This is a genomic window from Vibrio sp. 10N.222.49.C12 (assembly GCF_041475025.1).
GTDB classification, from domain to species: domain Bacteria; phylum Pseudomonadota; class Gammaproteobacteria; order Enterobacterales; family Vibrionaceae; genus Vibrio; species Vibrio crassostreae_C.
Map to the genome: position 1 here is coordinate 80,857 of NZ_JBFRVF010000020.1, position 18,347 is coordinate 99,203.

General features: G+C 45.7%; 16 protein-coding genes and 1 pseudogene. 16 read left to right on the forward strand and 1 reads right to left on the reverse strand.

Annotation, left to right across the window (positions count from 1 at the left end; all coding sequences use genetic code 11):
- The first annotated feature begins 158 nt into the window (after positions 1 to 158).
- The 4 genes and pseudogenes from AB4583_RS06610 (at position 159) to AB4583_RS06625 (ending at position 2,395) form a co-directional block, all read left to right on the forward strand.
- A complete protein-coding gene (locus AB4583_RS06610) occupies positions 159 to 368 on the forward strand; it encodes a DUF3283 family protein (protein WP_008216860.1) in 210 nt (69 codons plus the stop codon).
- A 96-nt stretch (positions 369 to 464) separates the two neighbouring features.
- Positions 465 to 1,181 carry a YebC/PmpR family DNA-binding transcriptional regulator gene (locus tag AB4583_RS06615; RefSeq protein ID WP_010432326.1) on the forward strand — a complete coding sequence of 239 codons (717 nt, stop codon included), beginning with the start codon at positions 465 to 467 and terminating at the stop codon, positions 1,179 to 1,181.
- 161 nt (positions 1,182 to 1,342) lie between these two features.
- Positions 1,343 to 1,507: pseudogene (locus tag AB4583_RS06620) on the forward strand (LysR family transcriptional regulator); the annotation flags it as partial.
- A 12-nt stretch (positions 1,508 to 1,519) separates the two neighbouring features.
- Positions 1,520 to 2,395: an NAD(P)-dependent oxidoreductase gene (locus AB4583_RS06625; protein ID WP_017070192.1), complete on the forward strand. Its 876-nt coding sequence runs from the start codon at positions 1,520 to 1,522 to the stop codon at positions 2,393 to 2,395.
- Positions 2,396 to 2,585: 190 nt separating this feature from the next.
- Here AB4583_RS06625 and AB4583_RS06630 read toward each other — a convergent pair whose 3' ends face one another.
- Positions 2,586 to 3,266 (reverse strand): hypothetical protein, encoded by a 681-nt coding sequence (locus AB4583_RS06630; RefSeq protein WP_372098149.1) that lies wholly within the window; start codon positions 3,264 to 3,266, stop codon positions 2,586 to 2,588.
- 356 nt (positions 3,267 to 3,622) lie between these two features.
- Here AB4583_RS06630 and AB4583_RS06635 point away from each other — a divergent pair, with 356 nt between their 5' ends.
- From AB4583_RS06635 to rlmJ, 12 genes are all read left to right on the forward strand, one after another.
- Positions 3,623 to 4,303 carry a hypothetical protein gene (locus AB4583_RS06635; RefSeq protein ID WP_372116857.1) on the forward strand — a complete coding sequence of 227 codons (681 nt, stop codon included), beginning with the start codon at positions 3,623 to 3,625 and terminating at the stop codon, positions 4,301 to 4,303.
- Between the two features lie 46 nt (positions 4,304 to 4,349).
- Positions 4,350 to 5,048 carry an ABC transporter ATP-binding protein gene (locus AB4583_RS06640; RefSeq protein ID WP_372116859.1) on the forward strand — a complete coding sequence of 233 codons (699 nt, stop codon included), beginning with the start codon at positions 4,350 to 4,352 and terminating at the stop codon, positions 5,046 to 5,048.
- Positions 5,036 to 6,334 carry an ABC transporter permease gene (locus AB4583_RS06645; RefSeq protein WP_372116862.1) on the forward strand — a complete coding sequence of 433 codons (1,299 nt, stop codon included), beginning with the start codon at positions 5,036 to 5,038 and terminating at the stop codon, positions 6,332 to 6,334. The genes AB4583_RS06640 and AB4583_RS06645 overlap by 13 nt, the downstream gene beginning before the upstream one ends.
- Positions 6,327 to 7,121 carry an outer membrane lipoprotein-sorting protein gene (locus AB4583_RS06650; RefSeq protein ID WP_372116864.1) on the forward strand — a complete coding sequence of 265 codons (795 nt, stop codon included), beginning with the start codon at positions 6,327 to 6,329 and terminating at the stop codon, positions 7,119 to 7,121. Before AB4583_RS06645 ends, AB4583_RS06650 begins: the two co-directional genes overlap by 8 nt.
- Before the next feature lie 9 nt (positions 7,122 to 7,130).
- Positions 7,131 to 8,423, forward strand: coding sequence for a hypothetical protein (locus AB4583_RS06655; RefSeq protein ID WP_231903068.1), 1,293 nt, complete (start codon positions 7,131 to 7,133; stop codon positions 8,421 to 8,423).
- Complete coding sequence (locus AB4583_RS06660; RefSeq protein ID WP_372116867.1) at positions 8,423 to 9,457, forward strand: sensor histidine kinase; 1,035 nt, start codon at positions 8,423 to 8,425, stop codon at positions 9,455 to 9,457. Before AB4583_RS06655 ends, AB4583_RS06660 begins: the two co-directional genes overlap by 1 nt.
- A 72-nt stretch (positions 9,458 to 9,529) precedes the next feature.
- Positions 9,530 to 10,396, forward strand: coding sequence for a LytR/AlgR family response regulator transcription factor (locus AB4583_RS06665; protein ID WP_372116869.1), 867 nt, complete (start codon positions 9,530 to 9,532; stop codon positions 10,394 to 10,396).
- A gap of 239 nt (positions 10,397 to 10,635) precedes the next feature.
- Positions 10,636 to 13,416 carry a M16 family metallopeptidase gene (locus tag AB4583_RS06670; RefSeq protein WP_372116871.1) on the forward strand — a complete coding sequence of 927 codons (2,781 nt, stop codon included), beginning with the start codon at positions 10,636 to 10,638 and terminating at the stop codon, positions 13,414 to 13,416.
- 299 nt (positions 13,417 to 13,715) lie between these two features.
- Positions 13,716 to 14,180 (forward strand): hypothetical protein, encoded by a 465-nt coding sequence (locus AB4583_RS06675; RefSeq protein ID WP_017072340.1) that lies wholly within the window; start codon positions 13,716 to 13,718, stop codon positions 14,178 to 14,180.
- 276 nt (positions 14,181 to 14,456) lie between these two features.
- Positions 14,457 to 16,256, forward strand: a complete 1,800-nt coding sequence (gene secD, locus AB4583_RS06680) for a protein translocase subunit SecD (protein ID WP_372116872.1) — start codon at positions 14,457 to 14,459, stop codon at positions 16,254 to 16,256.
- Positions 16,257 to 16,258: 2 nt separating this feature from the next.
- Positions 16,259 to 17,212, forward strand: coding sequence for a protein translocase subunit SecF (secF, locus tag AB4583_RS06685; protein ID WP_372116873.1), 954 nt, complete (start codon positions 16,259 to 16,261; stop codon positions 17,210 to 17,212).
- A gap of 200 nt (positions 17,213 to 17,412) precedes the next feature.
- Positions 17,413 to 18,279 (forward strand): 23S rRNA (adenine(2030)-N(6))-methyltransferase RlmJ, encoded by an 867-nt coding sequence (gene rlmJ / locus AB4583_RS06690; protein WP_372116875.1) that lies wholly within the window; start codon positions 17,413 to 17,415, stop codon positions 18,277 to 18,279.
- Positions 18,280 to 18,347 lie beyond the last annotated feature (68 nt).

The window sequence follows — 18,347 nt, forward strand, 5'->3', positions numbered from 1 at the left end:
CTTTAGCCAAACGCACTTTCCCAAACTAGCTTGACCTGCATCAGTGACTTGCTTGGTTTCGGGTCTCATAAACCCTTTCTGTTACTCATAGTATTGGTTTTATGAGGCTGCTCTATGATATATTTCTCGGCCAAGTGTATTACAGACGAAGGCTAGCAATGTCTATCAACCTTTCACTCCTTCCACCCAGCGAGAAAAATAAAATCGAACTGGATAAGCAAGCATCGTTTCTTGTATGGAAACTGAAGCAAGCGAAATGTGGCCCTGAAGCCATTGTTGAAGAAGCAATGAAGCTAGGTGACCCAGATGAAAAGGTGTGGTTTGAACAGTCTGTAGAAAAATACAAACGGGTAATGGGTGTCGCATAAACGCAGACAAACCTTGCCCAGCAGTGCTGTAGAATTGAAATGACACAGTAATTTGCTAGAATTTGCACCGTTAATTGAATCAGAGAGAAGATCCCGATGGGAAGAAGTTTTGAAGTGCGCAAGGCCTCAATGGCGAAAACTGCAGGCGCAAAAATTAAAGTTTATTCTAAATACGGTAAAGAGATTTACGTACTGGCTAAGAACGGCAGCTCTGACCCAGACATGAACCTACCTCTTAAGCACCTGATTGCTAAAGCGAAGAAAGACCAAGTACCAGCACACGTTATCGAAAAAGCGATCGATAAAGCGAACGGCGGCGGCGGTGAAGACTTCCAACCAGCTCGCTACGAAGGTTTTGGCCCAGGTGGCACAAGCGTAATCGTTGACTGTCTAACTGACAACGGCAACCGTACTTTCCAAGACGTTCGCCAATGTTTCGTTAAGACTGGCGCGAAAATCGGTGTTGAAGGTACTGTTTCTCACATGTTCGCTCACCAAGCTGTATTCCAGTTCAAAGGCGAAGATGACGAGATCATCCTAGAAACGCTTATGATGGAAGACGTAGACGTGACTGACGTTGAGCTAGAAGACGGTGTAATCACTGTATTCGCTCCAACGACTGAGTTCTTCAAAACGAAGACTGCACTAAACACTGCGTTCCCAGAGCTAACGCTAGACGTTGAGGAAATCACTTTCGTTCCTCAAACAACTACGCCAGTAGCTGAAGAAGATTCTGAGAAATTCCAGAAGTTCTTAGACATGCTTGACGACTGTGATGACGTTCAGCAGGTTTACCACAACGCTGAGCTGTAATCTTTACAGTAACAAAAGTTATTAAAAAACCGAGCCTAGTGCTCGGTTTTTTTATGAACGTTATACCTGATTTTCCTTGATCATCGTTCCATAATGTACGGCTGACAAAGCGTTCTCTGGTCGCGATTTATCGCTGAACTTCATTATATTGTTCGTCTTATCCCGACATGAATCTGATTTAAGTACTCCCTGAGTATCATCGGGGTGATCGCCAAGCGTATTTAGTGTACAAAGAAAGAAAATATCAGCCAAAGGCTTTGACCCTGCTTATTGATGCACTGATTGAGAGTGTTCGATCTTTTCATAGCGATGGTTTGGTCAAATAAAAGGAGAAAGAAATGAAAGTAAGTTTTATCGGGCTAGGCGTTATGGGTTTCCCAATGGCAGGCCATCTAGTCAAAGCCGGTTTTGAAGTAACGGTATTTAACCGCACTCACAGTAAAGCGCTAGACTGGGCTGATAAACACCAAGGTAAAGCGGCAGAATCTGTGGCTGAATGTGTAGCGGAAGCTGACGTGGTATTGGTTTGTGTGGGCAACGATGACGACGTACGCAGCATGACAACCAGCGAAACAGGCGCATTGGCAGCGATGAAGCCAAACGCGATTCTTGTCGATCACACTACAACGTCTGCAGTTCTGTCTGAAGAGCTTGAAGTGGCAGCGAAGCAAGCCGGTATTCGCTTTATGGATGCACCTGTATCTGGTGGCCAAGCGGGCGCAGAAAATGGCGTGCTAACCATCATGTGTGGTGGCGAACAAGCGCTTTTCAACGACCTTCAACCTGTGTTCGAAGCTTACGGTAAGTCGTCAGTTCTTATGGGTAAAGTCGGCCAAGGCCAACGCGCGAAAATGGTTAACCAGATCTGCATTGCAGGAGTGTTGAATGGCTTATCTGAAGGCTTAGTGCTTGCTGAAAAATCAGGTTTGGATATCCCAACTCTGGTTGATTGCCTTAAAAACGGCGCTGCTGGCTCATGGCAGATGGAAAACCGTGCTACCACAATGGCACAAGACAAGTTCGATTTTGGCTTTGCAATTGATTGGATGATCAAAGACTTAGGTTTCTGTCTAGATGAAGCTGAGCGCCAAGGCATCCAGCTTCCACTGACTGAAAAGACCAACAACGCCTACAAGGCACTGTCTGCCGAAGGACAAGGCCGCATGGATACATCAGTATTGATGAAAGCCGTGGTTGAAGAGACAAAGAAGTAGAAAGCTAGAAGTAATAGAAGCTTCGCTTGGATAATTAAAAATAGCCGCTGATTAGCGGCTATTTTTGTTTGGTTTGAACTCTTTTAAACGTATTGAATTTTCTGTTTGATTCCTAATTCAGCAATCTATGAATTATCAATGGGACGAAAATCGTTAAAATAGATGTCCAAAATTGATGATTTAAATGAGTTTATTCACCTTTATCGATTTGCTCTTTCTGAACTTGATTGGCTTTCTGTTTAACTGCTGATGCTTTCTCTTCGGTTGCTTTCTTGATTTGAGTTGATTTTTCAACGGCTTTTTCTGAGGCTTTTGAAGAGTAGTGTTTCAAGATTACATCTAATGCCTCGAAGCGAGGGTGAAGTTTGTAACCTACAAACATAAAAATGTTTAACGAAATGAAGCCAAGTAGTAAGGCGACAATGCCAATATTTGCGCTTTGTAGAGCTAATTCAATGATCTGTCCCAGTTCACCACCACGACGCCCCCCCATCATTTGCGCCATTTCATTTAAATCACCGATGGCTTGAAACAAGTGGTAATAAAGATACGCTAATGACACTGCACCAATGCCTTTTGCTACGATTTTTGGTAAGCCAAGAGCGCAGGATGCTGAGCCTACAATCATTAGTAAGACTATAGTGAACCCGTAGACATCTAAACCTGTAATTGATTCAGACACTCCCCACATTTTGATAGTAATTGCAGGTAAGAAAGACCCAATTGCAACGAGACCATATGATGCAGTTCCAAGTTTGTTTAGAACTTTTGGCGTTTGAGTTTCGTTAGCATTAACTGTTGTTGCTTCCATGATATTGATAAATCCATAACTAATTTGATATAAACATTGAACCATTTCAATGCGCAACAAGATTGTATTAACTTTGTCTCGTATTTTAAAGCTGTAAGTGGTTATGCGAATGATTTATTTCAACAATTACTCATCGATCTCCTGAATCACCGTTTCTATTCCGAAGATTACAAAAACGATACATAGCTCCAATGTATCAGGTATGTTTATGTCTACCCAGTATGAATAATTAGTAAATATGGGTTGTGCAAAATAAGCACGACTTTTACTGAAATACAATAACTGAATCCTATATCCCCACTCACACCGCCTCTCAACCATTCACTCCTTATAATTACCATTCGTCGCATTGGTAAAACTGCACGACAAATTCTAGTTAACCTTTCAACGTCAACATTTGAAAGGGATTAGAAATCATGACTACTTCACACTCATTTAATTCAGGCTCTACCGCTTCTCTGCTTAAGCGTTCATTGCTGATTGCTCTTGTTTCGTTTGCACCGTCGTTAGCTTTAGCGAACCCGAGTTCAGACGTGCTCGATATCTACAACCAAGCGGCGCAAGGCAATGAAGACTTGGTTGAGGTGGCTTATGAACGCCTTAATGATACGCTGCAACAAGACGGCGCTACGCCACTGACTTTAGTTTATTTAGGAAGCACAGAAACCCTGATGGGGCGTGATGCGTTCTTACCTTGGAACAAGATGAAGTATGTGGAGAGAGGCTTATCAACCATTGATAAATCACTGGTGCTGCTGAAAGACGAAGACCAACCAATTCATGAACAACCCCGTGTTCAAGGGCTGCCAGATTCTTACCTAACTCGCGCAATGGCCGCCGTTACTTACACCTCTCTGCCAGACATGTTTAATCATTTCGATCGTGGTTATGACCTGTTCCTCTCGCTATTGGCTGAAGATGCTTTCCAGCAACAGCATTTCGCTGTGACATCGTGGATTTACCGTTATGCGATTGAGGCATCGATTCGTGCTGAAGACCTAACGCAAGCACAAGCGTGGCTAGAGCAAATGGAAACGGCCGATGCCGACAACATCGAAACGATGACTGCGAAGGCCCTAATAGCGAAAGCGAAATAAAGGGCATGGAAGCTAAACAGTTGGTTAGTAATCAGAGGAAAACGGGATGATTGAATTTAAAGATATCGGCAAAGCATATGTCACAGGCGGTCAACGTGTTGATGCATTAAACGGGGTCGATGGCCATATCCAGCGCGGTGAAATGGTGGCGTTGTGTGGCCCGTCGGGTTCTGGAAAAAGCACACTTTTGAATATTCTTGGTTTGTTGGATATGAGCTATCGAGGACAGATCAATATTGATGGCCAACCGTATCCGACAGAGCAAATCGCCGCTGCACGCTTTCGCCGTCAGTCGTTGGGTTTTGTATTTCAGCGCTTCAATCTGGTTCCAGTGATGACGGCACTTGAGAACGTGGCCTACCCATTGATGTTGAACCAATGTTCGAAACAAGAACAGCAGACCAGAGCACAAGAGATGTTGGAGCGTGTTGGGCTAGGCGAATATGTACATCATCGCCCAGACAATCTTTCAGGCGGCCAGCAGCAACGTGTCGCGATAGCCAGAGCGCTAATCCACAACCCAAGCTTAGTCATTGCCGATGAGCCGACCGCTAGCTTAGACAGTCACACCGCCAACCTTGTGATCGACATTATGAAAGAGCTCGGCCACGAAATGGGCACGACTTTTATCGTCGCAACGCACGACCCAAGAATGGCGCAGCGCTGCGATCGAGTAATTGAACTTATCGACGGACAACTAGCTCCACAAGCTGTAACTACGGAGGCGATCTCATGGGCAAGTTAACACAAAGAATGAGCACGTTTTTACTTCCAACTTCGGTGCGTTTGGCGTGGCTTAATTTATTAAGAAATGGTCGCCGCAGTCTGCTTTCGGTATTGATTATCGCGATTGCGGTATTTGCGCTGACGTCGGCAGGAGGTTACGGGCTTTACACCTACGAATCTTTGAGAGAATCGACCGCTCGAGATACTGGTCATCTTACTTTGAGCACGCCGGGATACTTTGAACAAGACGAAGACATGCCGCTGAGCAATGGTCTGGACAACGTTCAAGCGCTAACCAAGAGCATTATTGGCGACAGCGACGTGCGTGGCGTGCAGCCGCGAGTCTATTTCAGCGGTTTGGTGTCTAACGGCAGTAAGTCGACCATCTTTATGGGAACGGGTGTTAATGAGCGTGAGTTTGACATGAAAGGTCCATTCCTTGATGTGCGCAGTGGGCAAACCCTGTCGGATGTGAAGTCAACAAGATACGACAACCAAGAGCCACAAGTGATGCTGGGAACTGACCTTGCTCGTAACCTCAAAGTTGCGGTTGGCGATTGGGTGACACTGCTCGCGACCACCAGTGACGGTGCTTTGAATGCTTTTGATTTTAAGGTGCAGGGTATCTACTCGACAGGGGTTCCTGAGCTAGACAAACGTCAGCTATATGTACACATCACTACCGCGCAAGAGCTTTTGGCCTCAGACAAAGTCAGTACCTTGTCGGTGTTCCTATTTGAGACAAGCAAGACCTCGACCGTTCAACAGCGTATCCAAACTGCTTTAGATCGAAATAGCGCAAGTCAAAGCGAGCAAGGCACAGAGATCGAGATCACCCCGTGGCAAGATCGCGCGTTTTTCTACACCAAGGTTAAAGATCTTTACGACCGGATCTTCGGCATCATGGGCGCAGTGATGGCATTGGTGGTGTTTGTGTCGCTGTTTAACACCATGACCATGTCGGTGACCGAACGCACTCGTGAAATCGGCACCTTGTCAGCACTCGGCAGTTACCCTTCTGAAATCGTGGCTGGTTTCTTAAAAGAGGCGGGACTACTGGCTGTGATTGGCAGTGCGATCGGTGCGTTAGTGAGTGGTTTAGTGTCGCTGTTATTGCTGGTAGTTGATATACAGATGCCGCCACCTCCAGGCAGAACCGAAGGTTACCCACTCAACATTTACTTCTCACTGGAATTAGTTGGTTACGCCACTTTAGGTGTGCTGACGATATGTTTGCTGGCTGCTTATTTCTCTGCTCGAAAAGGTGTGAATAAGCCAATCACGGAGGCGCTGGTTTATGTCTAAATTAACTCATTCATTCAATACCTTGGCTTTAGCGTTGGGCTCTGTTTTGGCTTTGGTTCTAGCATCGACGCCAAGCTGGGCAGTTGATTCACAACAAGTCACAGAGATGATCGCGAAGGCGGATAGTTACCGGTTGAACAGCGCACAAGCCTCTAAGGTAGTGTCTTTAGTGGCGTTGTATCAAGACGAGCAACTGGACAAAACCCGTGAATACAACGTCTATACAAGACCAAATCGAGAGTCGTTGGTGGTGTTCAAATCAGCCGTCGAGGCAGGTCAAAAGATGCTGATGATAGAAGATAATTATTGGCTACTGATGCCGAAATCTCGCCGTCCCATTCGTATTACCCCGATGCAAAAGCTATTGGGTGAAGCCTCGGTAGGGGATATCTCGACGCTCACTTGGAGCGAAGATTACCAAGGTAAGTGGGTTGCCGAGCAACAGGTTGAGAGGTCGACTGGCGAGACACTCGATACTTATCATCTAAAGCTCGCGGCGAAAACCACGGGTGCTAGCTATCAATCAATTGATCTGTGGTTAACGGCAGACCGAGCGTTTCCAGTGAAAGCGGATCTGTATCTGCGTTCAGGTAAACTGGCGAAGCAAGCGTGGTTTACCGAAGGCGTGCGAGATGGATTACCAACCGTTGTGTCGATGACCTTGCTCGATAAGATTCAACCAAGCAAGAAAACCGTGATTGAGTACCGCGAAGTGATTGAGAAAAGCTTGGAAGACAAATATTACAACCCTGCTTATTTATCGCGTAACAGCGTGTCTGGGCTGTAGGTGGACGTCATGAAAGCTTCCGATCGGCGGTTCCACATCAAGTCTTCAATCGCTACTTTGCTTGCCTTGTCTTGTGTGAGTAACACGATTCAAGCGGACGACCTGAGCTTGGCGTGGGACTGGCAACTCAGTGCAGAAGCCGTTGAATCGCGAGAGTCGCCATTCAGCCCCTTACCATCTGATAATCGTCAGTCATTCAATGGCTTGCTGGATCTTGAGGTTGGATATGGCAATTGGCTTGGTCTGTTCGCAGTGAAGGCCAACGATATTTTAAGCAATAACCCTCAACAACAAGACGCGAGCTTTGAGTCTGAATTCATTGTGCGTGAGTTGTTTTGGCAAGGGGGCGTTGAGCTGTCGAATTCATTAATCGGCGAGCATTACCTCGATGTCACGCTTGGCAAGGTTCGTTTGGATTGGGGCGTGGGTTATGGCTATCGACCGTTAGACATCATCAAGCCTTATCGACAAAACCCGGTGGGCATTGTCGCAGAAGAGGGCGCGGGTGTGGCCTCGGCGTCACTGTTCGATATGACGGGAGAATGGACACTGCTTTACAGCGATTCGTCATGGACTTCTCAAGACGTAAATGAATTCGAAAAGCAGAACCAACAACAAGGCTTTGGGCTGCGTCGTTATAACCTGGTGGGCGATCACGAATATCAATGGGTCGCTTATTATGACGATGTACGTCACGGCTTGCTTGGGGCGAGTTTAGTGTCGGTGTTGAACCTCGCTTGGGAGTTTCATGGCTCGGTGGTTTATCAACGACAAAGCCTTGGCTATAGTCAGCCTAACTTACTGCTTAAACCGGTTTATCTTGAAGAGCAGGGCGAAGCTTATCAAGCGTTGGCAGGACTAACATGGGCCAATGACACGGGTCACAATGTGGTCTTGGAATATTGGTTTGATAGCCGCGCTTGGAGCAATTCTGAATGGCAAAGTGCAATAGAAAGTGCTGAGTCTTTGTCGGTTAATTCGATGACAGCATCACTGGCAGGGTCTTACGCTCAAGGTTATCAACACGCCAATTTGGTTCAGCACAACATCATGTTTCACTGGTCTTTGGATTCGACATATGGCTGGTTTGAAGATATCACGCCGACATTTGATGTGATGTTGTCTCCTCAAGACGGCGGCTTTATTGCGACCCAGTGGCTCAACTATCAGGCTTTAGATAATGGCAATTCATCGTTGGATTTGGAACTTGCTGCACGCTTTCTAGGCGGTAAAAGTGATTCTGCTTACGCCAACTTACCCGATAGTCATATGATTCTTTTAAATATCAAAGGACGATTTTAATGAACACTTCTTCAAACAGTCAGTTTTCATGGATTAAGAGCTTCACGCTGACCACTTTGTTTTGTTTTATCATTGCCGTCACCACTCAAACTATTTGGGGTGGCGACCTTGTGGTTAACCTCGCGATAAGCTTTGGTTTTGGTTACAGCGCGGTAGGTTCTTCTTTCATCTTGGTTAAGTTGTTTAAGAGAACATCCAGAACGCTTGAAGTGGGTATCTCAATGGTGTTCGCGATGACTTTTGGTACGTTGAACGCCCACTATTGGTTGAACGGACATTTCGGGGCCAATATCTCGGACCTTAAATCCGTAGTCTTGCTCGGTGTGATCTTCTGTTCGGTTTGCTATTACTACTTCTATACACGAGAGCAACAACTACGCGCCGATAACGAATTGGAAGTGGCCAAGCGTCGTCAGGCCGATCAAGAAAAGGTTGTGGTGCTCAGTCAGCTTAAACAACTGCAAAGCCAAATTGAACCGCACTTCTTGTTCAACACGCTTGCGACCATCAATGTGTTGATTGAGAGTGACAGCGCGAAAGCCAAGTTGATGCTCGAAAAACTCACCGACTTGTTGCGTGTGACTTTGAAGAATAGCCGCACTGAGCAATCGACCATCGCACAAGAGGTCGATTTGCTAGACGCTTATCTTAATATCCAAAAGATACGTTTGGGTGAGCGCTTAGCGTTTTCGATTGAAACACACGAGATTAACGATTTGCAGGTGATTCCACCGTTCTTGATTCAACCCTTGGTTGAGAATGCACTTACGCATGGCATAGAACCCAAAGCGGCGGGTGGCCAAGTGAATATCCGAATTACTCAACAAGCCGAGCAGTTGAAGATTGAAGTGTCAGACAGTGGTGCTGGGCTGAAAACGCCTTCTGCGAATACGGGGCACGGTGTTGGGTTGAGCAATATTCGTCAAAGAATCGAAACCCTGTATGGTGATAAGGCGAGCCTCACGATTACTGAACACGCTGAAGGCGGGGTAGTCTCGACGATCTTGTTACCGCTGACTGACGCAGCCGCCTAGAATTACAGACTAGAAAGCACAGAACAGTGACGAAAAATAGACGATTTACAGTGTGAATTTAAAGGACTAACCATGAACAACCCAGCAGTACAGCCGAGCGTAACGGCGATTATCGCAGACGATGAAGCACTGTTAAGGCATCACTTAGACAAGAGCTTGGCTGAGGTTTGGCCGGAGCTGGAGATCGTCAGCAAGGCACAAAACGGTTTGGAGGCGATGCAAAGTATTCAGCAGCTTAAGCCCGATGTGGCGTTTCTCGATATTCGTATGCCTGAGCTGGATGGAATCTCGCTCGCGAAACAATTAAACAAGCTAGATTCACCGCCATTGATTGTGTTCATTACGGCTTATGACGAATACGCAGTCAAAGCTTTTGATCACAATGCGATGGACTACCTGCTTAAGCCAATCAATGAAGAGCGTTTACTGGCCACATGTCAGAAAGTGCAAGCGCGTCTGTCGAGCAATCAAACACAAACAGGTACCACGCCAGAACAGCCCGATATCACGGCGTTAATGGCTCAGCTTCAACAACTATCCCAGTCGACGTCACAGCAAACGCAGCCTCCTTATCTATCGCAGCCCCTTTATCAACAGCAGAAGAAACATCTAACGTGGCTCAAAGCCAGTGTCGGAGAAGACATCCACCTGATCGCCGTCGATGATGTCGCTTACTTCAAAGCAGAAGACAAGTACGTGTCTATATTTAAGAAGGGTCAAGGGGGATCGCTAGAGGAGTATATTCTTCGCGTGTCACTAAAAGAGTTGATAGCGCAACTCAATCCTGATGAGTTTTGGCAAATCCACCGTTCAGTGGTAGTGAAAGTTTCCGCCATTGATAAGGTGAAGAAAGGGCTCTCAGGTCAGATGTCGGCGTATGTGTCAGGGGAAAAGCTACCGATCAGCCGTGCCTCGCAAGCGTTGTTTAAGGGTATGTAGAGAACTGGCTGAAATTTATGTAGCTTATTGATTTTAAATAGATGTAGTTAGCGAGTCTAAAATCGATTTAATAGGCTCTTATCTAAATGCCTATTTAAATGAGCACAGCGATCTTACATAACGATTGGTGATTTATAAAATAAAGATCCAGATCACAAAGATACTCATCAGGTTCAATATTAAGTAATAATCGTTAGCTCAATCTGTATATTGTCGATGAATGACATTAAGAGGTTGTTATGAAAACATATTATTTAGCGACGGCTCTATGCCTCACCTTAGTTGGCTGTAGCTCAACATCAAAAACTACCGAAACGCCAATCCAGCCGGATCCGGCATGGACTTCAGGCCAACTAGAAAATGGCCTTACTTATCATGTTTATCCAGATCATGAAGAATCCGTATCTGTTCGTTTAGTCGTGCACGCCGGTTCGATTCAAGAGACTTCTCAACAAGAAGGCTACGCGCACTTCTTGGAACACATGGCATTCAATGGCAGTAAAAACTTCTCTCAGAACGATGTGATTCGTCTATTCGAAGACGCAGGCGCTAGCTTTGGTGCTGATATTAATGCCTACACTTCTTATGAAGAGACGGTCTACCAGTTAGATTTGCCAGATAACATCCAATTGCAGTCTGCTTTGACCTGGATGCGTGACATTGGTGATGGCCTGGATTTATCAAGTTCAGAAGTCGAAAAAGAAAAAGGCGTGGTTCTTGGTGAGTTCCGTATGGCTCGCCTCGATGATAAGTCATTCGGAGATATATATTATGATTACTTCGTTGAAGGCGGCCCGTACGAATCGCAAGATGCATTAGGGACTAAATCGTCGATCGTGAATGCTACTCCTCAAAGCATCACCAACTTTTATCAGACTTGGTATCAACCTCAAATAGTTGAGCTGGTCGTTTCTGGTGATGTGGACATCAAAACTGTGATTCCACTTATTGAAGAAAAGTTTTCTAGCTGGGAGCGTGGCGATACGCCGAGACCAGAGAAACAGAAAACGACCTCATTCAATGAAGATGATTATGTTGAGTACGCAGGAAGAGAAGCGCCAAGCATCACTCTGACGTTTAACCGCGGTTCAAATATAGTTGAAAATCATGCTCAGCAGAATCAACGCAGGTTAGATGAAACCGCTCAGCAATTGATTCAACGACGATTAGAAGCGGTGTTCAATGATGCCGCGCTGCCGACTCAATGGATTGCATCTGATAGTTATCGAATGGGCGCTTTTTACTATTCGTCAATAAGTGTTGGGTTTCCGGCTGGAGACCGTGAAGTTATCCAACAAGATCTGCTTTCTACATTGGCATCATTGCGTGATTTTGGTGTTTCGGAAACGGATATTGCTGGCGAACTGTACTACTACCAAGACTTGCTGGATAACATCGAGCATAACTGGGATAAAATGGACAGTGTTGAACACGCGAATTACAAAGTGAGTGCGTTAGTCAATGATCGAATAGTCCAATCACAGAAAGATTATCAAGCAAGCTTGGAAGCTTTCATCGCTAACTTGAGCCTTGAAGTGATTAACGACAACATCAAGAATCTACTTTCTGATGATTACTTTATTGTTATTGGGATGGATGACTTCGAAGACAGAACCGCGATCATCAACTCTCTCGATAGTTTAAAAGCCACGTATAGCGAGGCGGGAGTTGCGCCGCTTGCGATTGGAACAGCCAGCGCTTTTGCTGTACCTAGCTCGCAAGGCGAGGTTGTACTTGCTGAACAAATGTCTATTGACCCATACATCCAAAAGTGGACGTTAAGCAATGGCATCGACATGTGGTACCTGCGTGATTATGAGGCAGGTGATGATGTTGGGGTGATGTACATGAGCCTCGGCGGAAAAGCCGCTTTGGATCCGAGCTTGTACCCAGCTGTTGAGGTTGCGTTACCTACCTTCGCTCGAAGTGGTGTCGGTGAGTTTACTGGTACAGAGCTTGATGCGCATCTGGATCGTGAAGATATTCAGGTTTATCCGTTTATCGATTTTACCCGCCATGGCGTCGAATTTAAGCTCAACAATAGTGGCTTAGCGGAAACTTTTGCTGCGCTCAACGCGATCGTTACATCAGTCAAAGTATCGCCAGAGCAACTTGAGGCAGTTAAACAAGAGTTCATTCAAAATCGAGATTCTTACTTAGCAAGCCCGGCAGGCCAGTTCGCATATGCAATGAACCAAAATACCTATCAAGCGGACAGTGATCATGTGTTGCTCGATAGTAAAAGTGTGGAAACGGTTTCTGTTGAAGAGATAAAGAGCATCCATCATCAGTTGTTTGGTCAATTCAGAAATAATCAGTTAGTTATTGTGGGCGATATTGATCCAAGTGAACTGAAACCTCTGGTTCGTCAATATTTGGCTTCTATTCCATTGGAAAAAGCCGTTGTCCCTGACTTTAACGTCGCGTACAAGCACCCATCTAAAGCGCGTATTGATTTGTCGGTCAACACGGCTAATAGCACTGAGTACATGTTAAGAGTCATTGCGGAGCCTTCCGAGTACACTGGAATAGTAAGAGGGCAAACGGCGAAAGATATCTTTATGGAAGACATGCTACAACGCGTTCTCGCTACTCGTTTAGATGCGTACATACGTGAAGATTTAAGTCTAGATTATTCACCGTATGCTTACTATGCATCGCAAGATGGTGATACAAGCCATGACTGGTTTATTGGTGCGATGATCGACCCTAAAAATGCCGATAAGATAGAAATCGCGATTGATAACGTGATCGAAGACCTTCTGAAGGGCGTCTCAAATGATGAGATTAGAGCGGCAGGCAAGCAATTAGAAGCGGACTTTACGCCTTTAGATACTAGCGTTGTGGACCAAGCATGGTTCGTGTCTCGTTATCTTTTACACGACTATGGTGTAGAAGCCTTGTTTAACGTGAGAGCGACGGTTAACTCGATTTCTCGTGAAGACATGAATCAACTTGTCCAACGCATCTTTGGTGAAGATAGCCGTAAGGTTAAGAACATCATGCGTCCTAAAGCCTAAAGCCTAAAGCCTAAAGCCTAAAGCTTGAAACCAACAGAAAGAGACAACTCAAAGCCAAGCGAGCACCGCTTGGCTTTCTTGTTTTCCCACCATTCATAACGTCTATGCCTCACCTGTTGTTAAGCCGTTTTAGATCTATGTAAATCTAAATTTTGAGATCGCTTAATCGGTTGCATCGTATCATTTTCTAAAAAAATGTTTTAAATCAAGACAGCGTTTCATTTGTATTGTAGATTGACGATCTACGAGAATGTTGTTTGGATATTAGATTGCTTAAACTGGGTACCCGATTAGTCTTAATGTTGTTTTTACTGAGCTTTGGCTTAGTGAATTCTAACGGCTATTCGTTTCCTTCTAAGCCATTTCAAATATACTCGGCTCAAGAGCAATCTTCACAGAATGATCTTTGTAAACAAGCTGATACGGATAATCCGTCGAGCTACTTAGAGTGCGATAAGGCTCAGTTTGGCACCGTGCCTTCTGGTGACAGTTCTAACTATCACGACACCGAATCAAGCCTTCAAGCAGCAAACTTCAGACGTATGCTCAGTAACGAGCAAGAAAGCGTGGCCGATCTTGAGCCTGCTTATCATCTACTGATTGACTTCTCTCCCCCCTCAATACTGGCTTCCCTGCTCTTCAACACGCCGTTGTTGGATTCCAAGCTGCACTGGACCAGTATTGTGAGTTCTCCGTCTTCCCGGCTTTCGGGGTGGAAAGAGGGCAACATCCAATACTCGCATTTCCGAGAACTTCTTAGCTAATCGTTTGACCCTAAATTGGTCGTATCGATGGTCGCCTAGTGCCCATTGAATTCGCCAGTTAACCAAGACAAACATAGCGACATCAGCTTTAGCATCACTATCTTTCAATCAGCTTGTTCTGGTCGTGATTAGCCATCGCTCGTGTTCGCAAAATATTAGACATACCAATCGTAGTAAATAACTGGTCACCCTAGCTGGTTAAAATGCTCGATCACTGCTTTTTTCTGGTGCTATTTTTGAGCACGTATTTACGGTGATTGGTAGAAAGAAGAGATCTTGACTGTGAAAAAACGCATTCAAAGAAAACAAATTAACCACTACTCAAAGTGGAAATACGCGGTGCTTATCGCCACCATTATCATCATGGTTCTGAGTGCTTTACCTTCTTGGTATGGCGAGAATGCATCGGTTCAAATCAGCAATCGCTCTGAGCAGACAATCGATGCGACTCAAATTACTCAATACCTTGCGAGCGAAGGCATCCAAGCCAAATCTGCATTTCAAAAAGACAAACGTTTAGTCGTGATCTTAGAAGATGCTGAACAACAAGCGAAAGCCAAAGAGGTGCTGAATGAGCGCCTATTGGATAACGCGACTGTTGCACTAGCGATGGAGCCAGCAGCACCGAAATGGTTGACTGACATGGGCTTCGCACCGATTCAGCTAGGCCTTGACTTACGTGGTGGTGTGCAGTTCCTGTTAGAAGTGGACATGGAACCGGTTTACCACGCCCAAGCGCAATCTGTGGTCGATGAAATCACCAGCCAAGTGCGTTATGCACGCGGTAAAGTGGTGAATAACCAAGTTGAATTTAACTTTCGTACTGATGCCGATTTCGAGAAAGCACAAAAACTGATTCGTGAAGGGTTCCCACAATGGCAACGTGACCGTTCAGATAAATCGCTAACGTTAACTCAGTCTGAAGAAGAACAAAGAACGCTACGCAACCTAACGGTTCAACAAAACCTACAGATCATGCGCAGCCGTATTGAAGAGCTAGGCATCACTGAGGCATCGATTCAACGCCAAGGTGAAAGCCGTATCCGTATCGAATTACCGGGTGTACAAGACCCTGCAGCTGCGAAAGACGTGATTGGTGCTACGGCTTCATTAGCGTTCTACTCTGTGTACGACAACGCAACGCGCAATACTCAAACTCTGAAAGATTCAGATGGTAATCGCGTAGTGGTTGCTCGCAAAGCAGTGCTGAGCGGTGAACACATTATCGATGCACGCAGTGGCATTGGTGAGATGGGCAGTGCAGAAGTCAACATTACGCTGGATTCTTCTGGTGGTAAGAAAATGTCCGAGTTCTCACGTCATAACATCGGTAAGCCAATGGCAACGGTGTACAGCGAATACAGCCGTGATAGAGCGGGTAACAGCAAGCAAGACAGTGAAGTGATTAGTGTGGCAAACATCCAATCTCAACTGGGTAGCCGCTTCAGAATCACTGGCGCAGGCAGTTTGGCAGACGCACAAGAGCTTGCGTTACTGTTGCGTGCGGGGTCATTGACTGCGCCTGTGACCATCATTGAAGAACGTACTATTGGCCCATCTTTGGGTGCTGAAAATGTAACCAACGGCTTTGCTGCTTTGGCACTTGGTCTTGGCCTTACGCTAACGTTTATGGCGCTATGGTACCGCCGCTTAGGTTGGGTCGCGAACTGTGCATTGGTGGTTAACATGACCACGTTGTTTGGTTTGATTGCCTTGCTACCGGGTGCGGTGTTAACTCTGCCGGGTATTGCGGGCTTGGTACTGACCGTCGGTATGGCGGTAGACACTAACGTGCTTATCTTCGAGCGTATTCGAGACAAGATGAAAGAAGGGCGCAGCTTTGCTAGCTCTATCGATCGTGGTTTCGATAGCGCATTCTCGTCAATTTTCGATGCTAACGTCACCACCATGATCGTTGCTGTGGCTCTATATACCATTGGTAATGGACCGATTCAGGGCTTCGCTCTGACACTGGGCTTAGGTCTTCTAACCAGTATGTTTACGGGCATTTTTGCTTCACGAGCGATCATCAATTTGGTTTGGGGGCGTGACCAACGCCACGATGTAAGGATTTAAGCATGAGTACTTCAAAAATGACTATTTCAGACCGCTATTTTTCAAATAGCTATATTTCGGATAAGAATATGACTCGCCTTCGTAAGGTGATGTCTGCGATATCTATTGTGCTGTTCATGAGCTCTGTGATGCTGGTGGCAGTGAAAGGTTTTAACTGGGGCTTGGACTTCACAGGTGGTGTGGTTGCTGAGGTTCAGCTCTCTGATCAAGTCACCAAAGATGCGTTAAAAACAAAACTTGATACGGCCTTCCAACAAGATGTGCAAGTGGTTGGTATGGCAGAACAGGATCGCTGGACAATCCGTTATAGCCAACTGACAGATGCTCCACAGCCAAACTTAGTGGATGCTTTGTCTTCTGTCAGCGACCAAGTAAAAGTGCTTAACAGCAGCGTGGTTGGCCCTCAAGTCGGTCAAGACATGGTTGACCAAGGTGGCTTAGCGGTATTGGTGTGTTTCCTAATGATCATGCTGTACCTGAGTGTTCGATTTGAATGGCGCTTGGCACTGGGTGCGCTTGCCGCGATCATCTATGACGTGACGCTCATCTTGGGTTTGTTCGCTTTTACTCAGTTTGAGTTCAACCTGACCGTATTGGCGGCGGTGTTAGCGATTTTGGGTTACTCATTGAATGACTCGATCATCATTGCCGACCGTGTTCGTGAAATGCTGCGCGGCAATCCAAACGGTGATACTGATAACCTGCTTAACGAATCGGTTAAAGCGACCTTCTCACGCACCATGGTGACTTCAGGTACAACCCTAATCACCGTATCAGCGCTTTGGCTGCTTGGTGGCGAGGCACTGCAAGGTTTCGCAATTGCATTGGTTGTCGGTATTGTCAGCGGTACGTGGTCTTCAGTGTCTGTCGGTATCACACTGCCTAAGCTACTTGGTCTACAGCCTTGTCACTACCAAGTGAAAGCGCCAGTAGAAGTTGAGGGCGAGTACCGTTAGGTTATCTATTGGTTAACAGTACGACTTAGTCAGTAACGTCAATAAGCCCTTCGTTTATAACAAAACGAGGGGCTTTATTTTTTATAAGAGTCAAACAGTTACAGAAAAGAGAGCCTATTTCAAAAAACGATGGATTGAGCAGGCAAGCCCTCATGATATGAAGTATGTTTAGATGACGTTCGTAGAAATGAGGCAAGGGAATGGAATATCGACATCAATGTCATGTAGGCGACCATGGTGATGCGCTAAAGCATCCAGTATTGAGTGCACTTGTTCAGTCATTAATGCAGCAACATTCACGCCTCAATGTTATCGACACCCACTCTGGTACAGGATGTTATGACCTCAACACTGCACCAAGTAATCATGCTGGTGAGTTTGCTGAAGGGGTTGGGTACTTGTGGCGAAACAAGGCTTATCTTCCTCCGGCATTCGCTTCTTTTATGTCGGTGCTGGAATACTACAATCCGAACCAACTTATCTCTCTCTATCCGGGTTCTGCAGCCATCACCTACCAACAAGGCCGCAGCCAAGATAGTTTCTATTTTTCAGACATTCAGCAAGATGAAGCTGATTTACTGCAAACCAATATTGAGAAGTTACAATGTAACTTAGATATTTCAAGCAAGCTTACGATTAGCGCAGGTGATGGGCTTAAAGCGTTACCTGATGACGTTGCTAAACATGACAACCACCATCTGATTGTTATCGACCCACCCTATGAAACCGATTCAGAATATCTCGCGGTGATTGATGCCTTAGTTAAGGCGTATCAGCAATCTGAGAAGGTATCTGCACTAATTTGGTATCCACTTTATACGGATGACAAGAGCTCACTGATTCTGAACCACTGTGTGACAGCGGTAAAAGATGGCTTGCTACCAAGTCCGATCAAGTCGGAACTTCGCCTTAGAGAGCCCAAGGGTGATGATCGCCTGATCGGCAGTGGTTTGCTGTTGTTCAATCCACCACAAGGCATTGCGGGAACGGTCGCAGATACGCTCGATTATTTACACAGCCAACTCGCCACTAATGGTGAAGGCTACTGGCAAATGAGAAGCTTATAGATCTGATTTTTATGGGTTTTATGATGGTTTTCTAGACATCACTCACTAAACCACTGTTATCTATGTGG

Excerpts from the sequence above, each read along its gene's own strand:
- AB4583_RS06610 (WP_008216860.1), top strand. The coding sequence starts at position 159 with ATGTCTATCAACCTTTCACTCCTTCCACCCAGCGAGAAAAATAAAATC.
- AB4583_RS06615 (WP_010432326.1), top strand. The coding sequence starts at position 465 with ATGGGAAGAAGTTTTGAAGTGCGCAAGGCCTCAATGGCGAAAACTGCA.
- AB4583_RS06625 (WP_017070192.1), top strand. The coding sequence starts at position 1,520 with ATGAAAGTAAGTTTTATCGGGCTAGGCGTTATGGGTTTCCCAATGGCA.
- AB4583_RS06635 (WP_372116857.1), top strand. The coding sequence starts at position 3,623 with ATGACTACTTCACACTCATTTAATTCAGGCTCTACCGCTTCTCTGCTT.
- AB4583_RS06640 (WP_372116859.1), top strand. The coding sequence starts at position 4,350 with ATGATTGAATTTAAAGATATCGGCAAAGCATATGTCACAGGCGGTCAA.
- AB4583_RS06645 (WP_372116862.1), top strand. The coding sequence starts at position 5,036 with ATGGGCAAGTTAACACAAAGAATGAGCACGTTTTTACTTCCAACTTCG.
- AB4583_RS06650 (WP_372116864.1), top strand. The coding sequence starts at position 6,327 with ATGTCTAAATTAACTCATTCATTCAATACCTTGGCTTTAGCGTTGGGC.
- AB4583_RS06655 (WP_231903068.1), top strand. The coding sequence starts at position 7,131 with ATGAAAGCTTCCGATCGGCGGTTCCACATCAAGTCTTCAATCGCTACT.
- AB4583_RS06660 (WP_372116867.1), top strand. The coding sequence starts at position 8,423 with ATGAACACTTCTTCAAACAGTCAGTTTTCATGGATTAAGAGCTTCACG.
- AB4583_RS06665 (WP_372116869.1), top strand. The coding sequence starts at position 9,530 with ATGAACAACCCAGCAGTACAGCCGAGCGTAACGGCGATTATCGCAGAC.
- AB4583_RS06670 (WP_372116871.1), top strand. The coding sequence starts at position 10,636 with ATGAAAACATATTATTTAGCGACGGCTCTATGCCTCACCTTAGTTGGC.
- AB4583_RS06675 (WP_017072340.1), top strand. The coding sequence starts at position 13,716 with ATGTTGTTTTTACTGAGCTTTGGCTTAGTGAATTCTAACGGCTATTCG.
- secF (WP_372116873.1), top strand. The coding sequence starts at position 16,259 with ATGAGTACTTCAAAAATGACTATTTCAGACCGCTATTTTTCAAATAGC.
- rlmJ (WP_372116875.1), top strand. The coding sequence starts at position 17,413 with ATGGAATATCGACATCAATGTCATGTAGGCGACCATGGTGATGCGCTA.